This window comes from Candidatus Rokuibacteriota bacterium (assembly GCA_016188005.1).
Lineage (GTDB): Bacteria > Methylomirabilota > Methylomirabilia > Rokubacteriales > CSP1-6 > UBA12499.
Map to the genome: position 1 here is coordinate 331,454 of JACPIQ010000008.1, position 18,508 is coordinate 349,961.

Below are 18,508 nucleotides of genomic sequence, written 5' to 3' on the forward strand. Positions count from 1 at the left end.
CGGCGGCGAGGGTCGGGGCGGTCTCCGCCGGGGAGCGCGAGCAGGCGGTGGGGTGCGACAGCGCATTGAAGGATGCCCGAGTCCGCGATGGCGAGGTCGGTTCCCGTCCCCATGGCCAACCCTAGGTCGGCGAGCCCGAGCTTGCCGTGGGAGATGGCGTCGGTCCTGTCCAGAGCGTACCGCGACCGTGACAGGTTCGGGAGACGAGCAGAAAAGACAGGGCATGGGGTTCCCCCATGCCCTGTCCAACCGCCTCACGACTGGGCTGAGACTAGAAGGTGAAGCGCACCCGCGCGGTGCCCGTGTAGATGTCCTGGGCGTCACGGCGCGTCAGCACGCCATTCAGCACCTCGGAGCTGTCCAGCGCATCGCCCGCGAACAGGTAGCCATACACCAGGTCAAACGTGAGGCCGGGGGCAAAGCGCCACGTCGTGCCGATGTTGGCCTCGGTGCCGATGTAGCTCGAGTCACCGCGGCAGCCAGCGCCCCGAGGCTGGGCCGCGGAGTTGGCCGAGTGAGAGGAGCAGTTCGTCGGGCTACCAACGAAGAGGATGCCGGGGACCTGGGTACCATCCGTGTCGACCGACCTGGCGGTCCACAAGGGCGTCACGAGGCCGTAAATATCCAGCGTCGGGCTCACGCTGTAGGTGCCCCTCAAGGCGAACTGCTGCCGGCCATAGCGGTCCAGGCCGATGCCCGAGCCCATGGTGCGAATGTTGCCGTTGTTGTAGTCGATACCGAGGGCGGTGATGTTGCCCCAGCCGAGACCGTAAGAGCTGTCGGCGTCGATCGGCTGGTAGTAGTTGGTATCGCGGCTGAGCTGGTCCCGCGGCCGGTTGCCCGAGGTGTACACGTATCGCCCCTCGAGGAGCACCGGGCCCACACGGTAGCCGGCAATCAGGTCGAAGAACCAGGCCGAGATGTCCGACTCCCGGATGGCGTTGCTGCCCGGGGTGCCGAACGGGTTGTCGATTTCGCGGGTCCCGAACTGATAGAAGAACGTGGGCTCGATGGAGATCGGGCCCGAGCGCCAGCGCGAATCGATGCCGATGGTGTGCCGCCATTCCTCGTGGGTGGCCGTGTGCCCCGCAACACCCGTGCCCGTATTACCGATGGGCTTGGCGACGAAGGTCGGTGTGCCACCCGCGCCGGGGATGCCGCCGGCAGTGCTGCGGGCCGAGGTGGAAGTGGCACCCTGGGCCCACAGGAGCGCGTAGGTGGGTCGGAGGTCGAGGCCCCTGATGGGCGTCACCTCGACGCTCGCGATGATCGCGAAGTCGTCGCCGCGGACGAACGTGGTGGTGGCGCCCGGAACGGTGCCGCCGCCGGTGCCGCCGCCGGTGAGCTCTTCCTCGATCTGGACATACGTGAAATGAGTCTTCACGTTGGGCGCGAAGGTCGTGTCCACGTTCACGCCCGCGAAATCACCCGAGGCCAGCACGCCGTACTTGTAGGTCGCCGTGAAGGGCTGGGCGCCGATCCGCATCCGGGTCGGGAAGGGGATCAGCGGCACGTCGTACTCGACGTAGAGCGACTTCAGCTCGAGTGAGCCCTGGGTGTCTGTGTTGAGGTCGAAGGCGCTCGTGGTGGCGATGCGCTGGGCAGTACCCGCCGCCGTGGTGGTGGTGTTGGTGTCGCTTGCGCTCACCTGACCCCACGCCGTGTCGATCTCGAAGCCGATCACCCCAATGGCCTTGCCGACCTGGCCGGTGATGCTGAAGCGGGTGCGGTTCCGGCTGTACCACTCCTTGTCCCCATCCCGCGTATAGTTCGCATTCTGGAGGTTCTTATTCACATTTGTCACGGTGTCGATGAGCCCAGTGATCTTGAACGTCGGGGCCGGCGCGGCCGTTGCCTGGGCGTAGGAGCTCGGAGCAATCATCCCCATGAGGGCGATCACGGCGAGGGAAAGGACGAGAACCCTTCTCATTTCGGCCTCCTCATCGGTGGTGTCACTGCCTACTGTTCTGTCCACTTCCCGAAGCGAGCCGTACGCGCAACCACGGTGCTACAGGCGGAGCAGGACGCCGCTGCTCTCCCACCTCCCCTCTCAGGCTCCTGTCCGACAGGTGCCTCGTGGGGGCGGGTCCTGGGAGATTCCCGCGGAAGTGCCCCACGTGTCCCCGGTTGCTCCCCGCCAGCGCCCGTTCCGGGGGACCGGGACGGACCGGTCCACGATCCGGCCGGAAAGCGTGCGACGCCCGTTCACACATGACGTCCTGGCGTGGTCCACCCGTCCTCTCCACGGCGCTCCGGCGCCGCCTCATGACGGTGGCCGCACTTCACCCCGAAGCAATGTGTGGCGCGGAGCACTGATCTCGCTTCCCCCCGCGTGCTCGTTTGCCGTGGCCTTTCCTGCGACCTCGGCAAGAGCCGTGCCCGAAGCGAGACGACCGACACCCATAGCAAAACCGCGGGTTTCATCAAGGAACAATCGAGGCCGGACCGGGCAGAGCAGGACACAATGGCAAAATCATGCGCGGTCCCTTCCGATGGTCCGACATTCTGTCATCGGGGGCGTCCCGGGCGGAGGCGGTGCGCTGCGCGCACGACGGGGAGCAGTACCGCCGCCCCCGACCACAGACCCGGCAGAGGAAGAAGGGCTGCCGGCAGTCCGCCCGGCCGGAGATGACAGATCGTGGCGAGTCCACGCGCCCCCGCGCTCAGAGCGCAGGGGTGGACGATCAGGCGGCGATGTACGCGGACGGAGGCACTGGGATGCGCCCCCGTGTCTGATTCGGCCCGAGGGGCCGGGGTTGGACCACGCCGGGCCCTCACCCCTCCGCGCCGTCGGCGGGAACGATCGACCTCAGGTCAGCCTCGACTCGCAACCTCAGGATCGCGGCTGCGGCACCCCGTCCGACGTTCCGCGCTTCTCGATGCTCATCGACAGCGACAGGTTGCCCGGGTGCTGCCGTGGGCACGGCCGCCTCCGGCGCAGCGGCGGGGACCGACGCCGCCGTGGATCGATGCGGCGCTGGTCGAGCAAGTCCAGGACGTCTGGGCGCGGTTGCGCGACTGTCAGATCCGGACGTCGAAGGCGCGGGGGCTGCGGCGGCTCCTCCTCGGCCCGTCAGTCCCTCCAGTAGCCTGGCCGGCGGTAGTGCTCGCGCAGTCGCGCCTCGTAAGCGCGTTCCACGGGACGCGATGCATCATACGCCGGGCTGTCCTGGATCTGCCCGCGCGTCAGATTCACGTGCACCTTGGACTCGTCCCAGTCCACGCGGGCGATCCACTCGGGTGACACCAGGACTCTCTTGCCGGGCCACCAGTTGTGAGTGTTCACGACCACGTAACGAATCGCCCACGTCGCATCGTCAAGCAGGAAGTCGTCGACATGCCCGATAGCGCCGTCCGTGGCCGCGATGTGGTAGCCGATGACCGCGGCCGAGCTTCTGAGATGTGGATCGCCACCCTGCCCCACCTCCCAGTCCCAGCGTCCCTCCTGCTCGGGGCCGATCGCGCGGCCCGGGGGCGTGAAAGGATACGGATAGGGATAGGCGCCCCACAGGTAAGAGCCAGTCCAGTAAGACGGATACCCGTAGTAGCGGTGATACACGATCTCCTCCTGTCGCGAGACCGGCCGATCCGTGTCGATATCCGGGCTCTGCTCCACCTGGGCCCGGGTCAACGCCGCGTTGATGCGCCCGCGGTGCCAGCAGATCTCACGGAGGGCCATCGGGGAGATCAGGACATTTCGACCGGCCAGCCAGCTGCCCGTGTGGACCACCAGATGCCGGACCGTGAAGCTCGCATCGTCGAAATAGCAAGCCTCGACACGCCCGATGTCGCCATCTGTAGCGCGGATTCTGAAACTCTTTAGATCTCTTGCGCTCCTGAGCATCGTCCCCTCCTCACACAGGCGCTGTCCCCGAGCGACCCCGGCGCCCGGACGCAATCCAGCGCCTGTCGGGCGTCGGCCCCGCCAACGCACCGGGACGTTCGAAAGGCCTCGCCCCGTCGGCAGCGAGTGCTCAGCCCATCCCAGGCCCGGCGCCGGATCTCGCCCCGGGTGTCCAGGAGGCGGCAGCAGCACTCCAGCCGGGCAGGTAGAGCTCTTCGAGCTCTGCGGGCACCGCGGGCGACCAGTACGTGGCGGGCGCGCGCTCGAAGATCGCCCGGCAGCCTCGGGAGCAGAAGCAAACGCGGCGGCCGGCCACTTCCGCCGTCTCCGTGGCGTGGCTCTCGTCGACCTCCATCCAGCACACGGGATCCCAGGCCATGCCCTGCGCCTCAACCGTCGCCGAGCTGCGTGGTCGCGCCGGCACGCCGCAGAGTGTCTGGCCGCTTCCGTGGCCGCACGGCTCGCCGGCTAGGGTGCATTGCGATACGTCCACTCCACGGCGGTGACGTTCACGCGGTACCGCCGCGGCCCCGCCAGACATCGGAGCGCAAGAAAGCGAGCGGTCTCCGGCCGTGACGTCCCGGAGACGGTTACGCGAGTTGCCTCTGCCACCCGTCAAGCCACCGTGGCGATTCATTGATCCGGCGCAAGGTTCGTACGACCCGTTCAGGAGTCCCCCAGTCGCTCCACAGGACTCCATGAACCGGGACCGCCGCCAGGGACTCGGGGGCGCGCTCGAGGGCGTCCCGGGAGAAATTCGTCTCGGGCATCAGCGCGTAGGCCTGCTGAACCGCCCATCGCTCGTCCTCGGTCCCGACGAACGCCTCGAGCATCGAGAACCGCTCGTCCACCTCCGGGAGCCAGGCGCGCCCGAGCCTCCTCAGGATTCCTGCGCGTGCAACGATGACGAGGCTGTTCCACAAGAAGCCGGAGCGATAGAACCCGCCAGCCACCTCCGCTGTCGGCTTCTCGCAGAACCGCCGCACCCGAAAGCACCCCGGGGCGGCAGTCATCGGCCCGCCCGGCTCAATCCACCCATAGGCCTCCTCGGGCCCCTCCGGATCCACACCCAGGAGGACGACGAATTCCGTGTGCCGGCGCACGACCTGGACAGCACGCTGCACGTACGCCAGGAAGGCCCGCTCCTGGAGGATGAAGTGGTCCGAGGGGAACACGGCCACGATAGCCTCCGGATCTCGCCCACTCACCCAATGAGCGGGCCAAAGGATGCCCGCCCCTGTTCCCTTGTTGCAGGGCTGCAACAGCTTGTAAGGGAGGCGGCCCGGAACATCCCGGTGGACGTAGCCGCTGTGCGCTCGGTTGCCCACGACAACCGTTCGCTCCACCGGAGCCAGTGGCGCGATCCGCGCCAGGGTCTGCTTGAGGAGACTGCGGTCCCCGCTGACAGTGCAGAACTGCTTGGGGCAGTCGTCACCGGCGATGCGCCTGGTCAGGGGGAGGAGACGCGTCCCGTCTCCGCCCGCCAGCACAATGGCCCACACGTCGTCCGTCGGCGACTGCCCCCGCCATTCATCGATCCGCATAGCGCCACCCTCCGCCCCGGGCCGCCTCGGGAACTTCGGCGGCGGCGGGTTGTCGGCACTCATCCCATTGATCTGTCGGCCGGTGCCAGGGACCGATCACGGTGCGTCGTTCACTGGCCTCCACGCGCGTGGCCGGAGTGCGCGCCGTGCCCCTTTTTCGGGTCTATGGGCTCCCGGGAGCCCTCCGTGGGTTCGCCAGCGTGACGATGACCTGCCCCGCATCCCAGACCAAACCAGCGCATCGTGACAAACACGCCGGCCAGCACTATCCAGGCTCCGTAGCTCGTGATGAACTCATCCACGCCTCTTCTCCCGTGCGGACTGTTCAGCGCACAGAATCCCTTCCATCCGTGCCACGCCCTGCCTCACCTCGTGCGGCACCCACCTCCACCCCGGTGTCGGACCCCTCCCGCGGCTCCGGTGGCAGGATCAGCCCGACACTCCTCAGGTCGATCGGCTGACGCCGATTCGCACGCCGCCGGCGGTTCACCGCTGGGGTGGCCAGCGTATGGCGCCTCGACCGCGCCCGTCTCTCTCGGACGACAAGGACGTCGTCATCCATCCCGAATTTCCGGTTGCACCACTCCAGCAGCGCCAGATTGTCCTCCGGAACCACCACCAGCGCTCTCGCAGTCACGGCCACCACCCCCCTCATTGCCCCCTCCTGCCGGGCCCGTCGGCTTCCCCTCCCCGTTCCCCTGACGTAGCAAGGCAGGTGCCATCGAACTCCGGCGGGAATTCACGTCCCGGCACGGGGTTACGCCGTGGCTCCTGGCCACTACCCAGTCCAGCCGAGACGAAATGGCGAACGGAGCCAACGCGATGGTCGGGGCCCTGTCATGCTGTCAACTCGGCTCTCTGTCCTCCCGTGAGGGGCCGCGCTCCTGGAGCTTGCGATAGATCGTCCGGCTGGCGATGCCAAGGAGCTTCGCCGCCAGCTCCTTGTTGCTCTTGGTATGGCGGAGCGTCTCCTCGATCAGCCGCTGCTCCACCTCGGCGAGCGGCATCCCGATGGGGATGGGCACGACTCTGGCGAGCGGGTCCACGTGGGACACCGTCTGGGGCAGATCCCCGAGATCGATCAGCCGCCCCCGGCACAGCACGACAGCCCGTTCCACCACGTGCTCCAGCTCGCGCACATTGCCCGGCCAGGGGCAGGCGCGCAGCTGCTCCAGCGCCGCCTCGGTGAAGCCCTCCAGCGTCTTGCCGTTCCTGGCGGCAAAGACGCGCAGGAAGTGCTGCGCCAGGAGCGGGATGTCCTCGGCGCGCTCGCGCAGCGGCGGGACCGTCACCGTGACCACGTTGAGACGGTAGTAGAGATCTTCGCGGAAGCGCCTCTCTCGCACGAGCGCGGCGAGCTCCTGGTTCGTCGCCGCCACGATCCGGACGTCGACCTTGAGGGTCCTGGTGCCGCCCAGCCGCTCGAACTCCCCCGCCTGGAGCACGTTCAGGAGCTTGGCCTGCGTCACGGGCGCGAGGTCGGCCACCTCGTCCAAGAAGAGCGTCCCTTCGTCGGCGAGATCGAACCGCCCTTCCTTGCGTGCGCTGGCCCCGGTGAATGCGCCACGCTCGTAACCGAACAGCTCGGACTCGAGGAGCGTCTCCGGCAACGCCGCGCAGTTGACCTTGACGAAGGGCTTCCCGCGGCGTGGTGAGCCTTCGTGGATCGCCCTGGCGACCAGCTCTTTGCCGGTGCCACTCTCTCCCTCGATGAGGACCGTGGCGGAGCTGGGCGCCACCTGTTCCACGAGCTCGAGAACGCGCCGGATGCCGGGACTCGCGCCGAGGATCCGCCCGGCGCCGACGAGCTCGTCCAGCCGCCGCTGGAGGGTCCGGTTCTCCAGGACCAGGCGGCGGCGATCGAGGGCCCTCCAGACAGCGCGCAGCAGGTCGGGGCGGTCGAACGGCTTCGTCAGGAAGTCGTCCGCGCCCTCCTTCATGGCCCCCACCGCCTCGTCGATGGTTCCCTGGCCCGACAGGAGGATCACCCCCACCTCCGGGGCCAGGATCTTGACCGCGCGAAGCAGCTGGAGGCCGTCAAGCTCGGGCATCCGCAGGTCGGCCAGGAGCAAATCCACCCCGCCACGGCGGATCTGCTCGAGCGCCGCCCCGCCCTCCTCGGCGAGGAGCACGTCGTGGCCTTCCCGCCGGAGGGTCCGCGCCAGCCCCTCGCGCACCGCTGGCTCGTCGTCCGCGACCAGGATCGTGGCCCGCTCACTCATGGTGTGACGCCTTCAGCGGAAGCCGGATGGCGAAGCTCGCCCCGCCTCCCGGGGAATTGGTCCAGGTGAGGCTCCCTCCGTGCTCTTCGACGAACTGGCGAGTGATGGCCAGTCCGAGCCCGGTCCCGTGGGGTTTGGTGGTGAAGAAGGGCTCGAAGAGCCGGCGTGCGATCGCCTCCGGGACCCCAGGCCCCGCATCGCTCACGCTGACCGCCGCCCAGTCGCCGTCGAGCCGCGTCGCCACGGTCACCCGCCCGCCGCGAGGAAGCGCCTCCAGGGCGTTCTTGACGAGGTTGAGCAGGGCCTGCCGGATGAGATCGTGGTCGAAGGGAAAGAGGGGGAGCAACGGGTCCAGCTCGCCGGACACCGTCACGCCCTGGCGGAGCGCCGCGGGGCGGACGAATCCGAGCAACTCCTCCACGAGCTCGTTCAGCGACTCCTCCTCGAGCCGGGGCCGGGGCAGTCGGGTGAAGGTCAGGTACTCCTTGGTCAGGCCGGCGAGCCCCTGGATCTGGGTCCGGATCCCTCGCAGCAGCTCCGCCGCCTCGCCCATGGGCGGCCCCTGGCACTCCCGGACGATGTCGCCCAGCAGATCAACATTGAGGCTGATGGCGCTGATCGGGTTGTTCACCTCGTGGGCGAGCTTGGCGGAGATCCGGCCGACCGTGGCCAGTCGTTCCGCCCGGAGCAGCTCCTCCCTGGCCGCTTCGAGATGACGGACGACCCCTTGCAGCTCCTCGTTCAGCCGCTCCGCGCGCGCGCGCGCCACCCGCTCCGCCGCGGCGACGTGGCCGAGGGCCAGTCCCAGCAGACCCAGGAGCGCGCTCCGCGACACCACGTACGCCCAGGGGATTGCCGGGGTCTCGAGGACATTGGCCCATGCCAGGAGAGCCGCCGAGAGGCCCGCCGCCAGCATCCCGACACCCGGCCCGAAGTAGTACGCGTCGAGCGCGACGAGGAGATAGAAGAACAGGTAGAAGTGACTCTCACCGCCTCCGGTGAACCACACCAGCACGAACACCACGGCGAGGTCCACGCCCGCCGTGGCCAGGAAGATCGCCCGTGCCCGGGGTGGCCACGCGAACAGCAGTGCCGCGAGCAGCAACTTGTACGCGACGACTCCCGAGAGAAGAGGGAGGAGGTGGAGTTGATGCTCGGGCCGCAACGGTACGATGAGGAGCGCCGCGAGTCCACCGATCACGGTGAGCCCACGGAGCATCGCAAACGTGGACTCCTCTGCGCCCAGTCGCCCGCTCGGCCATCGAAGTCTCATCTCACCCTCATGCGGTGGCGCCACCTGAAGTCTCTGCTCTCGCGTCCGGGCACCCGCCCGAGCCTCGACCCGCGCCGGGTGTGACCCCGGCACGGAGCCCTGGACGCGGACCGCACGAGAGAAGCGGAATCGAATCGCGACAGACTAGGGGCGGAGGGCGAGCTTCGGCGGAGGATCCAGGCTGCGGAGCGCGGCCTCGGAGAGGACGCGGATCGGATCCAGCAGCGGCTCGCCATTGTCGACGAGCCCGCCAAGGAGTAGCGGGGCGAGGGACAACATCGCCGCCGGCGAGCAGAGATGCAAGGGCATACAGTCAGGGTCCAGCACGTCGTGGGCGCCGCCAACCGGGCACAAGCCCACCGCGAGCATCAGCAGGACCACGCTCACGGCAGCGACCTTCCGGGGCCACGGCGTGGTCCGCCGGGACTGCCCGTATCGACTCGACAGCGCGCATTCCATTTCGAGCAAGTGCTCGTGCAACAGAGGTGCCAGGCCTGGCCCACCCGTCTGCGGCTCAACCCCACGACTTCCCACGGAAACCCCATATCACCCGGCAGCCCGGTCGACTTGGGGCCGGATGCCGTGGGGCGGCCAGGCCACAGATGTCGCCCCCACACCCCACCAGCGCGCCCTCCCGCAAGGCTCCCAGCGAGTGCCCGAGACGGCTCCCATCAGCAGATACCGGTGATCAGCCCCGCGGGTCGCCGCCACCGAGGAGATGGCGAGCAGGACGGGCATTGACCGCTATGGGATGCTCTCTCCCCACCTGGGCCTCGTCCTGCAGGACCAACGGCGAGGCCGGCGCGCCCCCAGCCCCTGCTCGTCCCAAGCCCCTACGGGGGCCCCTCACGCGCGAGTGCGTCACTCGTGTCTTCCACCGCGCCCGCTGGCGCGCGCACATCACCAAGCACGTCTCCCCCTCCTCGCTGCGTCACGCCTGCGCCGCCCACATGCTGGAGAGCGGGACGAATCTCCGCGTGATCCGGACGCTGCTCGGCCACCGGAGCCTGCGTACCACCCAGCGCGACCCCCACGTCGCCGACACCTCTCTGAGGGACACGCGGCGGCCTCTCGATCGACTGCCCGATCTGGCGGCCTGTCGCCGACCACCCCGTAGAGATCCTCGTGAGGGCTCAGGCGCTCCGGCCGGCCCGCGTGGAGCTCGCCGACGTCGGGCGCGAGCACGCTGGCCAGCTCACCGGTCTCAGCCCCACTCAGCAGCAGGTCTGGCGGGCCATCGTCGACCGCCGCCCGGCGGCGCTGGGCGGCCCCCGGCGAGCGTGCCCGCAGTGCGCCCATCAGGAGATCTCCACGTCCTCCGGCGCGCCATCGCCGGCCACCCTCGCCCGGTGCCGGTCTCCATCGCCCCGCCTCCGAGGCCGAGCGGGCACCCCCAATCTCCACCGTCGCCGGCCGGCTTCGTTCACTTCGACGGCTTCGCGCATCGCGGGACCGCGTGCGGCGTCTCACGCTCCGTGGCGCGACGCGCGGGAAGGCTCTCTTCACTATGTCAGGTCCACGCCCACGCCCGGCTCGGCCGCCCTCGCGCCCCGCGCCCGACCCCGACGACTCGTTGATGACCGCCCCGCTCCCTGCTTGTCCATGCCCATCGTGAGTTCAGTTCTTTCCCGGCGATTCATCAGCGGGTTCGGTGACTTCCACGAGTTTTCCGCCGGCCAGCTTGAAGTGGAAGGTCGCGGTGGTGGGTTTGAGCCACAGTTCCTTGCTTTTTGCGTCGCGCGCGAATGCAGGCACGCCCACCGTAATCCGCGCCTGGTAGACGCCGTCACCGGCGAGCGTGCTGTTGGCCGCGTAATGCAACCCGCTGCCGCCCCACATGGGATGGAGGTCCGCGCTGAGTTTCTTGCCGTTGCTCTTGTTGGTCGCCTCGAATGTGACGTCCGCGTGTGAAATGCGAGTCTTCGAAGCCGGGTCGACCGGCTTCACCTCGACGTGAAAGCGTTCGTTGGGCCCGACGCCGTGTTCCATCCACTTTCCGGCGCCGCCCATCTGCATCCACATCGCCTTGGCAGGCTCCAGCTCGAACATGACGATCATGTTGTTGACCAGCGTCCGGCCGACCAGTACGGTCTTCTGCGTCGCGTCCTCCGCGGCGAACAATACTTTCACCTTTGGTTCTGCGCCATGGGCAAGGGTGCCGAACGCCAATGCCGCGGCCAGCGCACTCAATCTGAGCAAGTGTGTCATACGTCATTCTCCTTTCAAGTTAGAGAAAGCTGCACCTTGACACCCAAAGCCGCGACAATCAGCGAAACATCATTTCGCCGGCGCGCGTTGCATCATCTGCCCCTCTTCCTGGTCGCTTACGCACGGCCACAGACGCTCGAGCAGCCACTGCGGGGTGAGGCTGATGAAGTATGCGTTGAGAATGGTCATGTAGTTCAGCACGAGCAGGAGCCCCACGCCCACCAGCTCTATTCCCCTGGCGAGCCCGCGAACCAGCGGGATTCCATCTTCCATCCCGCGCTCCTCGTGAAGCTTCAAGACGGCGCCGAGGGCAGGGTCGCGACCTTCGACTTCGTCCTCGCCTGACGGGCTGCGGCCGCGCGACGGGTGCGTGCTCGTCCAACTCCTACGCTCTCCTCGCGAGCCGCCCCCCGCGCGGGACCGCGCTGGGAATCAGCCCTGGGAGACCTCGGCGCGTGGCGTGCTGTCTTCGCGGGGCTCCGCCGCCCCCGGCCGGCCCGAGGCGAGCTTCCACCCCAGAGCCACCAGCATCAGCAGCGCGCCGGCGAGAGCCACGTAGGTTCGGATGGGCTCGAAATAGGCGAGGACCAGGCCGCTACCGAAGATCATGACGAGGATCTTGTTGCACACGGGTCACGCGACGCCGAGGAAGCCGAGGACGCCGCCCACGCTCGCGGTTCGCACCGCGCAGGAGGGACGCGGGATGCCGAGATACAGGCCGAGCGCCACCGCCTGGACGGCGAGGAGCGCGACCTCGAAGCCGCTGGTTGGCGTCATCCGGACGAACAGCGGGTTCTCCCACAGCGCTGCGACGGTGCCCAGAAGCGCGAAGGCGATCAGCGCGATGCCCGCGCTGCGGAGCCAATCGATGGCCGCCATTCCGAGCGGGAGCTTGCCGGTCAGCGGGCGCCTGGTCCGCTCACCCATGGATGGCCGCCCCTGGCGGACGACGTCTCCGACGTGGCGCTCGGCGCTCACCGACCAACGTCGCCCCGACCGCCGCGAGCGCAGTCCGAATCAGATACCGCCGTGTGCGATCGGCTTCCTGGAGCATATTCCCCTGTTCCCGTCGTCCCGCCGCGTCCCCCGGCGCCACCCGCACCGCGACGGCGGGTCACCGGCGGCGTGGGCGCGCCTCGACCGGGAGCCAGCGGAAAGCATCTCATAGATCTCCGCAGCCACCCGCGCCCTGGCCTTCGGGCGCTTCACGCGCCGGGTATAGTGTCTGCGTCGACATCGATCCGCGACGCATTGCCGAAAGCCGGGAGAACGCGCGTCAGGCAGGTGTCACCGAACGTGTCCAGTTTCTGAACGAAGATCTCCTCGCGACTCGCATCGACGACGCAACCGTGGTCATGCTCTTCCTCTCGCGCGACCTCAACCTCGCGGTGCGGCCGAAGCTCCTCCGCGAGCTCAAACCCGGTACCCGCATCGTCTCGCATTGGCACGACATGGGCAACTGGAAGCCGCAAGAGACCATGCGCGTCCGGAGCAGCGGCCGAGAGCGCCCCATCTATCTCTGGACCGTCCCGGAACGCTGACGGCGACCCACCGCCGAGGCGCCCGCGCGCGCGACCGTGTCAAGGACCGGACGCTGAGACCGGGACCGCGGCAATGGGACTGGATGAGTGGCATCACCGCCTCAGATAGTCGGCCAGCGTCTGAACGAACAGCTCCTGGCGTTCCGCCCCTTCCCGCGCTGGAAGTCGATGCGCGTGCCTCGGTGACGTCGGCCCTCCCACGGGGCGAACCGGGCCTCGACCCGGACGGTGGCGCCGGCGGCCGTCACTCGGAGCGCGTCGCCGACGTCGTCGTCGTGGAGGTGGATGACGAGAAGATAGAACCCGTTGTCCTCGGTCGCCGCCTCGTACGAGAGACCGGTGCGCTCGCGAGTTGCCCGGACCGGCGCCCGCCGGAGCGGCTGCCCCTGCTCGTCCTGAAGGTAGCCGATCACCAGGTATCGGTGATCGACCTCGTGGGTCCCCTCGCCCGGCCCAGGCGACGCCAGCACGCCAAGGCCGAAGGCCGCGAGCCAGATCCAGAGCTTGCCGGTGCGCACGACCGCCTCACCGGCTCACGTGGGGCCGGTCCCGGGACCGGGCCTCGAGGACCTCCGCCAAGACCCGATGCACGACGGCGGCGACCGACAGGCCGAGACAGGCGTACGCGAACCAGTCGCCGAACCTCGTATAGACCGTGATCCGAGTCCTCACCGGTAGGGCGCCCTCCAGGAGCCCGCGCTCGAAGAGCGGAAGCGTCCGGATCACCCGCCCGGTGGGGTCGACGAACGCGGAGATGCCGGTGTTCGCGGCCCGGGCGATGGCCACCCGGTTCTCCACCGCCCGCAGCGGGAGCATCGCCAGGTGCTGCCACGGCCCGCTCGTGCGTCCGAACCACGCGTCGTTGCTGATGTTGACCATGAACCCGGCGCCGCCGGCCACGAACTCCCGAACCAGCTCGGGAAAGATGCCCTCGTAGCAGATCGCCGTCCCGAACGCGGCGCCGGGGAGTGAAAAGACGGTCCTCACGTCGCCCGCCGCGAGCTCCGAGATGAATTCCGCCCACGGCCGCACGAGACCAGCCGCCCCCAGCAGCGGGTCGCGCTCGCCGAAGGGAACCAATCGGATCTTGTCGTACTTGGCGCGGATGCCTTCGGCCTCGATGAGAAAAGCACTGTTCAGCGGCTGCCACGGGGGGCTCGCGGCGCGGTCCAGGGATCCCACGAGCAGCGCTGTCGCCACCTCGCGGGAAAGGGCCCGAACCCGGGCCAGGACATCCGGGTCCGCCGGAAGCGGCGCGGGCACCGCCGTCTCGGGCCAGACGATGAGAGCGGGACGAGATTGCCCGGCCTGCCGGGTGAGCCGCTCGAGGACGGCAAGGGTCTCCTCACGGCGGGTGCGATCCCACTTGAGCGACTGCTCGATGGAGGGCTGGATGGCCACGACCCGGATCAACGTCGGCTCAGCGGGCTGGGGCGTCTCGGTCTCGAGGGAGAAGACGCCGAACAGCAGCGTGCCGGAGAGCAGCATGAGCACCGCGACCACTCCGGGCAGCGCCCGCCACCGGAGCGCGACGGTGCCCGCCACTGCCGCGTTCACCGCCACCACCAGGAACGAGACCCCGTACACGCCGGTCAGCTCGGCGATCTGGATCACGGCGAGATCGCCGTGCTGCGAGTAGCCGAGGAGGCCCCACGGAAAGCCTCCCAGGAGACGGCCGCGCATCCACTCGCCGGCGACCCAGAGGACCGGCAGGGCCGTGAGGGCCCACCCCGCGCCCCATCGGAGGCGAAGCCGCGCGACGCCTGCGGCGACGCCGCCCACGTACAGGCCGCAGTAACCGGCCAGCGCCGCGATGAACAGCCACGCGACAGGCCAGGGGATGGCGCTGTAGTACGAGAAGGTGTGGTCGAGCCAACGCAACAGAACGAGAAAGAAGACGGTGCCCGCGAGCCAGCCATCGGCGAGCGCGCCGCGCGGCGGACGGGTCAGGGCGCACGCGAAGGCCGGCGCCAGCCACACCCAGGCGAACAGCGACCAGTTGGTGGTGGGGAAGGCGGCGGCTCCGAGCATGCCTGACGTGACGAGCAGGGGCACGCGGATCTGCGGGACGGACAAGACGGCCAGCCGCGCCGCCACTCTGTCCCCGAGCGTGCCTTCCGGCTGAGGGCGTGCATGGATCGCACCCAGTCGCGGCAACCCGGGCTTCACGGGCGCCCGGGCGCCCGTGCTCCCCCGCCCCGGTCCGCGGCAGCGGCGCGGCGCGCTCGACGCCCAGGGAGAAATGCTGGGGTCCGCAGGGCGTAGTCCCGGGCCGCCTCCCCGAACCGCTCGGCCAGCGCCGCGTCCTCGCGCCTGGCGAGACGCGTGTACATGACGATCAGCACCGGCGCCATCACCAGCGTCGGGAGCGTGGGCCACTGGATCACCTCCTTTCCGTCAGAGACGTCGCGCAACCATTGCGAAGCGAGGCCGAGAGGTTCAGGGCTTGAGGAGGGCGCCGATCAGCCGCCGCCCGGCTTCCCCCGTCCAGTCCCGGCGCCCGACCGCCCGTCCGATAATCTGCGATCGCCGGTCCACGACGTACACCGTCGGGGTGCCGGTCACGCCATAGCGGTCCGAGACCCCTCGGTCCGCGTCCAGAAGGACGGGAGCGGTGTAGCCTCGGGCCTTCACCGTCCGGCGCACCAGATCCGCGTCTTCCCCCAAGTTGACGAGAAGCAAGACGAGGCCGCGGCCCTTGAGCTCCTCGTACAGCGCCTTCATCGAGGGCAACTCCCTCGTGCAGTGCGGTCACCACGTGGTCCAGAAGTAGAGAAGAACCGTCCGGCCGCGGTAGTCGGCGAGCGATCGGGGCTGGCCGCCGAGGTCGGGCAGCGTGAATGACGGCGCGGCGATTGGATGCGGCGGAGCACCGATCGAGAGCGCCGCGAGCAGCGCCGGCACGTCCTCCCCGGCCGGCGCGGGGCCGACCAGCACCAGCACGGCAACCGCCGGAGCCACCCACCGCAGCGCCGCTCTTGCCAAGCCCCATCGACGACGTGTCATGTTTCCCCTCCATCGGCTCTTACCAAGCCGCGCCGATCGCAGGATCCGGAGAATCAGCGCCCGCAGTCCTGAGGCTCAGAGGGCCGACGCTGACGAGGATCGGATACCCGGCTCGTCCCCCTCATCGGCGGTCCAGTAGCCCACGGATCAGCGTGCGGCCCTCGGGAGTCGCCCACTCCCGCGGCCCGACGGCGACGCCCAGCATGCGCCCGCGCCGGTCGATGAGGAACGTCGTGGGGACCCCGGGCACGCGATACAGCGCCGCGACCCTGGAGCCGGGGTCGATCGGCGCCGGAAAGCTGAGCCGGAAATCGCTCATGAACTTCGCCACGAGCTTCGGGCTCTCGTCCAGGTCCACCGCGAGGATCACGAACCCTTGGTCCCTGAACTCGCGGTACAGACGCTCCATGGCGGGCATCTCGAGACGACATGGCGGGCACCAGGTCGCCCAGAAATTCAATAGCACCGCCTGGCCACGAAGGTCCGCGAGCCGCACGCGCTGGCCGACGGGCGTGGCGAGGGTGAAGTCGGGAGCCTCGTCTTCGCGGGGGTCGTGAGTCACTGCCATGGCGGAGAACGCCGGGTCGCGGGCCGATGCTGGCCCGGCCAGCGCACCGAGCAGGAGAGTCAAGGCTCCGACGATCATCGATCGCCACCGCCGCGCCCGGCATCCTGAGCCGCACCGCCCACGGGCCTTGATGCCAGCCGCCGTCACTTCGGTTCCCGGGCGAGCTCGAACGAGGACCGCCCGTGGCTCAGGTGCCCGTCCTTCGCGAACACCTGCCAGTGAACGGTGTAGGGACCTGGAGACAGCGGACCGACCGTGGCCGAGACGCGGTCCGGCGCCGGCGCCTCCAACGCCAGCGGGGCCGCCGCAGAAAGATGCCGCGGCGGGCCACTGGATAGGCGGAGTCGGGAGAACGCCGGATCGATCCGGCTGTTGAAGCGGAGATCGAGCCGAGTCACTCCGCTGACGGTCTCACCGTCCTTCGGAGAGGATTCGAGGAGGATCCCGTGCCTCCACGCCGGCTGTGCAAACGCCACGACCACCCACGAGAGGGAGAGGAGCAGGCAGAGCGACGGCACGCCGCGCAGGCCGCGATGTCTCATCTCACCGCCGTCACAGACGCTCGATCAGCCATTGCGGCGTGAGGCCGATGAAGTAGGCGTTCCAGGACCAGGCGGATCCGATGACCTCCGGGGTCCACCTCCCGGGCACCGGCCATCACCTCGCAGGCGATCTCGGTCGGATCCTCGTGGGCCGGGTTGTCCGTGGTGAGGATCGCCAGGTCGCTCAGCTGCGTCACGAGCTTCCCGATGGCGGGCCGCTTGGTGCGGTCCCGGTCGCCGGCACAACCGAACACGGTGATCACCCGTCCGGAGACCAGCCGCCGGAGCGTCGGGAGAACCTCCCCGTACGCGGCCAGCGTGTGGGCGAAGTCGATGACGATCAGCACGCCTCTCCGCCCCGGGATCACCTCGAAGCGGCCCGGGACCCCGGGAAGACCCTCGAGCCCCGCGAGGATGTCGCCGGGAGCGATCTCCAGACACTGGGCGACCCCGACCGCGGCGAGGGCGTTGGCGACGTTGAACGCCCCCGCCAACCGCAGCCGGATCCGTGCCGTCCAGCCCGCTGTCCGGACCGCGAAGGCGGTCCGTCGCGGGCTGACAAGCAGCGGGCGCCCCACCACGTGGGCCGGCGTCCGAAGCGCGAACGTCAGCACCGGCTGCGAGGTCGCTCCGCAGAACCCTCTCGCGTGTTCGTCGTCCGCGTTGACCACCCCCATGCCCCGGCCGCCCTTCGCGGGACCGCGACCGAGCCCAGCGAAGAGCCGAATCTTGCTCAGCCGGTAGGCGTCGCCGTTCCCGTGATAGTCCAGGTGGTCCGCATGCAGGTTCGTGAGCACGGCCAGATCGAATTCGCAGTCCGCCACTCGGCCCTGCGCCAGGGCGTGGGACGACACCTCCATGGTCACATCCGTGACTCCGCTCTCGGCGCACTGCCAGAGGAGCCGCTGGAGATCCGGCGCCTCCGGCGTCGTCAGCTCGGCACGGCTCTCGGCCTTCCCGATCCGGTTCACGATGGTCCCGAACAACCCCGTCGTGCGGCCGGCGGCGCGAAGGATCGAGTCGACGAGGAACGCCGTCGTGGTCTTCCCTTCGGTCCCCGTGACGCCGACGATCCGGAGCCGGGACGACGGGTATCCGTAGAACCGGGCCGCAAGCGCGCCGAGTGCGCACCGCCCGTCCGCGACGCGAACTTCTGCGACGTCCAGGCCCTCGGCGGGCCGCTCGACCGCCACCGCCACCGCGCCTCGCGCCACGGCCTCCCTGATGTAACGGTGGCCGTCATCCCGGCCCCCCCGGACGCAGACGAAGAGATCCCCTGGACCGACGTCCGCTGAGCGGTGGGTCACCCCCCCGATGAGCGGGTCATGGCGGCTCACGATCACAGCGCCATCGACGGCGTTGGCCAGGTCGGTCAGCCGGACGGGAGGTGGGGTAGGCGGCATCAGTGACCGCGCCCGTGGCCCCCGCCCCCGGCCGGGGGCGCCGGCCGCGGAAGCGTGCTCGGCTGAGCTGGCGGCGGCCCCCCTTCGTAGCGGATGACCTGGATGAGGCCGCCGGGCTGGCTCGATCCGTTCATGGTGTGGTGGAGCTCGTGGCAGTGGAACAGCCATGCGCCAGGGTTGTTCGCGACGAAGGCGATGTCATAGGTCTCCCCAGGCGCCACGTTCACGGTGTTCATCGGCTGGGGGTTCTTCAGCGGTTCGCCGTCCTTGGCCAGGACCGCGAAGTCGTGCCCGTGCAGGTGCATGGGATGGATGAGGTTCGACACGTTGGCGATTCGCACCCGCACGACCTCGCCC

General features: G+C 69.2%; 22 protein-coding genes. 2 read left to right on the forward strand and 20 right to left on the reverse strand.

Annotated elements, in window-relative coordinates:
- Positions 1–271: 271 nt before the first annotated feature.
- The 7 genes from HYV93_03170 to HYV93_03200 form a co-directional block, all read right to left on the reverse strand.
- The gene (locus HYV93_03170) at positions 272–1,930 is read right to left on the reverse strand and encodes a hypothetical protein (GenBank protein ID MBI2524962.1); all 1,659 of its coding nucleotides are present in this window, start codon (positions 1,928–1,930) and stop codon (positions 272–274) included.
- 1,143 nt (positions 1,931–3,073) lie between these two features.
- Positions 3,074–3,844, reverse strand: a complete 771-nt coding sequence (locus HYV93_03175) for a PRC-barrel domain containing protein (protein MBI2524963.1) — start codon at positions 3,842–3,844, stop codon at positions 3,074–3,076.
- A gap of 130 nt (positions 3,845–3,974) precedes the next feature.
- Positions 3,975–4,223, reverse strand: coding sequence for a YHS domain-containing protein (locus HYV93_03180; GenBank protein MBI2524964.1), 249 nt, complete (start codon positions 4,221–4,223; stop codon positions 3,975–3,977).
- A gap of 211 nt (positions 4,224–4,434) precedes the next feature.
- Entirely contained in the window at positions 4,435–5,388 is a 954-nt protein-coding gene (locus HYV93_03185; protein ID MBI2524965.1) for an NTP transferase domain-containing protein, read from the reverse strand.
- 845 nt (positions 5,389–6,233) lie between these two features.
- Positions 6,234–7,610 (reverse strand): sigma-54-dependent Fis family transcriptional regulator, encoded by a 1,377-nt coding sequence (locus HYV93_03190; protein ID MBI2524966.1) that lies wholly within the window; start codon positions 7,608–7,610, stop codon positions 6,234–6,236.
- Positions 7,603–8,883 (reverse strand): hypothetical protein, encoded by a 1,281-nt coding sequence (locus HYV93_03195; protein ID MBI2524967.1) that lies wholly within the window; start codon positions 8,881–8,883, stop codon positions 7,603–7,605. Before HYV93_03195 ends, HYV93_03190 begins: the two co-directional genes overlap by 8 nt.
- Before the next feature lie 144 nt (positions 8,884–9,027).
- Positions 9,028–9,270 carry a hypothetical protein gene (locus tag HYV93_03200; protein ID MBI2524968.1) on the reverse strand — a complete coding sequence of 81 codons (243 nt, stop codon included), beginning with the start codon at positions 9,268–9,270 and terminating at the stop codon, positions 9,028–9,030.
- Positions 9,271–9,629: 359 nt separating this feature from the next.
- Between HYV93_03200 and HYV93_03205 the strand changes: the two genes are divergently transcribed.
- Positions 9,630–10,460, forward strand: a complete 831-nt coding sequence (locus HYV93_03205; GenBank protein MBI2524969.1) for a tyrosine-type recombinase/integrase — start codon at positions 9,630–9,632, stop codon at positions 10,458–10,460.
- A 40-nt stretch (positions 10,461–10,500) separates the two neighbouring features.
- On the opposite strand, the gene HYV93_03210 is transcribed toward HYV93_03205, so the two are convergent.
- From HYV93_03210 to HYV93_03225, 4 genes are all read right to left on the reverse strand, one after another.
- Complete coding sequence (locus HYV93_03210; protein MBI2524970.1) at positions 10,501–11,091, reverse strand: iron transporter; 591 nt, start codon at positions 11,089–11,091, stop codon at positions 10,501–10,503.
- A gap of 69 nt (positions 11,092–11,160) precedes the next feature.
- Positions 11,161–11,364 carry a hypothetical protein gene (locus tag HYV93_03215; protein MBI2524971.1) on the reverse strand — a complete coding sequence of 68 codons (204 nt, stop codon included), beginning with the start codon at positions 11,362–11,364 and terminating at the stop codon, positions 11,161–11,163.
- Between the two features lie 159 nt (positions 11,365–11,523).
- Positions 11,524–11,700: a hypothetical protein gene (locus HYV93_03220; protein MBI2524972.1), complete on the reverse strand. Its 177-nt coding sequence runs from the start codon at positions 11,698–11,700 to the stop codon at positions 11,524–11,526.
- A gap of 24 nt (positions 11,701–11,724) precedes the next feature.
- On the reverse strand, positions 11,725–12,018 hold the full coding sequence (locus tag HYV93_03225; protein MBI2524973.1) for a hypothetical protein: 294 nt from the start codon (positions 12,016–12,018) through the stop codon (positions 11,725–11,727).
- Between the two features lie 422 nt (positions 12,019–12,440).
- Between HYV93_03225 and HYV93_03230 the strand changes: the two genes are divergently transcribed.
- On the forward strand, positions 12,441–12,632 hold the full coding sequence (locus HYV93_03230; GenBank protein MBI2524974.1) for a hypothetical protein: 192 nt from the start codon (positions 12,441–12,443) through the stop codon (positions 12,630–12,632).
- A gap of 101 nt (positions 12,633–12,733) precedes the next feature.
- On the opposite strand, the gene HYV93_03235 is transcribed toward HYV93_03230, so the two are convergent.
- The 9 genes from HYV93_03235 to HYV93_03275 form a co-directional block, all read right to left on the reverse strand.
- On the reverse strand, positions 12,734–13,150 hold the full coding sequence (locus HYV93_03235) for a carboxypeptidase regulatory-like domain-containing protein (GenBank protein MBI2524975.1): 417 nt from the start codon (positions 13,148–13,150) through the stop codon (positions 12,734–12,736).
- A 7-nt stretch (positions 13,151–13,157) separates the two neighbouring features.
- Positions 13,158–14,729, reverse strand: a complete 1,572-nt coding sequence (lnt, locus tag HYV93_03240) for an apolipoprotein N-acyltransferase (GenBank protein MBI2524976.1) — start codon at positions 14,727–14,729, stop codon at positions 13,158–13,160.
- Positions 14,730–14,797: 68 nt separating this feature from the next.
- Positions 14,798–14,986, reverse strand: a complete 189-nt coding sequence (locus HYV93_03245; GenBank protein ID MBI2524977.1) for an isoprenylcysteine carboxyl methyltransferase — start codon at positions 14,984–14,986, stop codon at positions 14,798–14,800.
- Positions 14,987–15,071: 85 nt separating this feature from the next.
- Positions 15,072–15,356, reverse strand: a complete 285-nt coding sequence (locus HYV93_03250; protein MBI2524978.1) for a TlpA family protein disulfide reductase — start codon at positions 15,354–15,356, stop codon at positions 15,072–15,074.
- A gap of 27 nt (positions 15,357–15,383) precedes the next feature.
- Positions 15,384–15,638: a redoxin domain-containing protein gene (locus tag HYV93_03255; GenBank protein ID MBI2524979.1), complete on the reverse strand. Its 255-nt coding sequence runs from the start codon at positions 15,636–15,638 to the stop codon at positions 15,384–15,386.
- Between the two features lie 121 nt (positions 15,639–15,759).
- Positions 15,760–16,284, reverse strand: coding sequence for a TlpA family protein disulfide reductase (locus HYV93_03260; GenBank protein MBI2524980.1), 525 nt, complete (start codon positions 16,282–16,284; stop codon positions 15,760–15,762).
- Between the two features lie 65 nt (positions 16,285–16,349).
- Complete coding sequence (locus tag HYV93_03265; protein MBI2524981.1) at positions 16,350–16,748, reverse strand: copper resistance protein CopC; 399 nt, start codon at positions 16,746–16,748, stop codon at positions 16,350–16,352.
- Positions 16,745–18,151, reverse strand: a complete 1,407-nt coding sequence (locus HYV93_03270) for a UDP-N-acetylmuramoyl-L-alanyl-D-glutamate--2,6-diaminopimelate ligase (protein MBI2524982.1) — start codon at positions 18,149–18,151, stop codon at positions 16,745–16,747. Before HYV93_03270 ends, HYV93_03265 begins: the two co-directional genes overlap by 4 nt.
- The coding region (locus HYV93_03275; protein ID MBI2524983.1) for a multicopper oxidase domain-containing protein at positions 18,151–18,508 on the reverse strand (358 nt) is incomplete at its 5' end. The genes HYV93_03270 and HYV93_03275, both read right to left, overlap by 1 nt.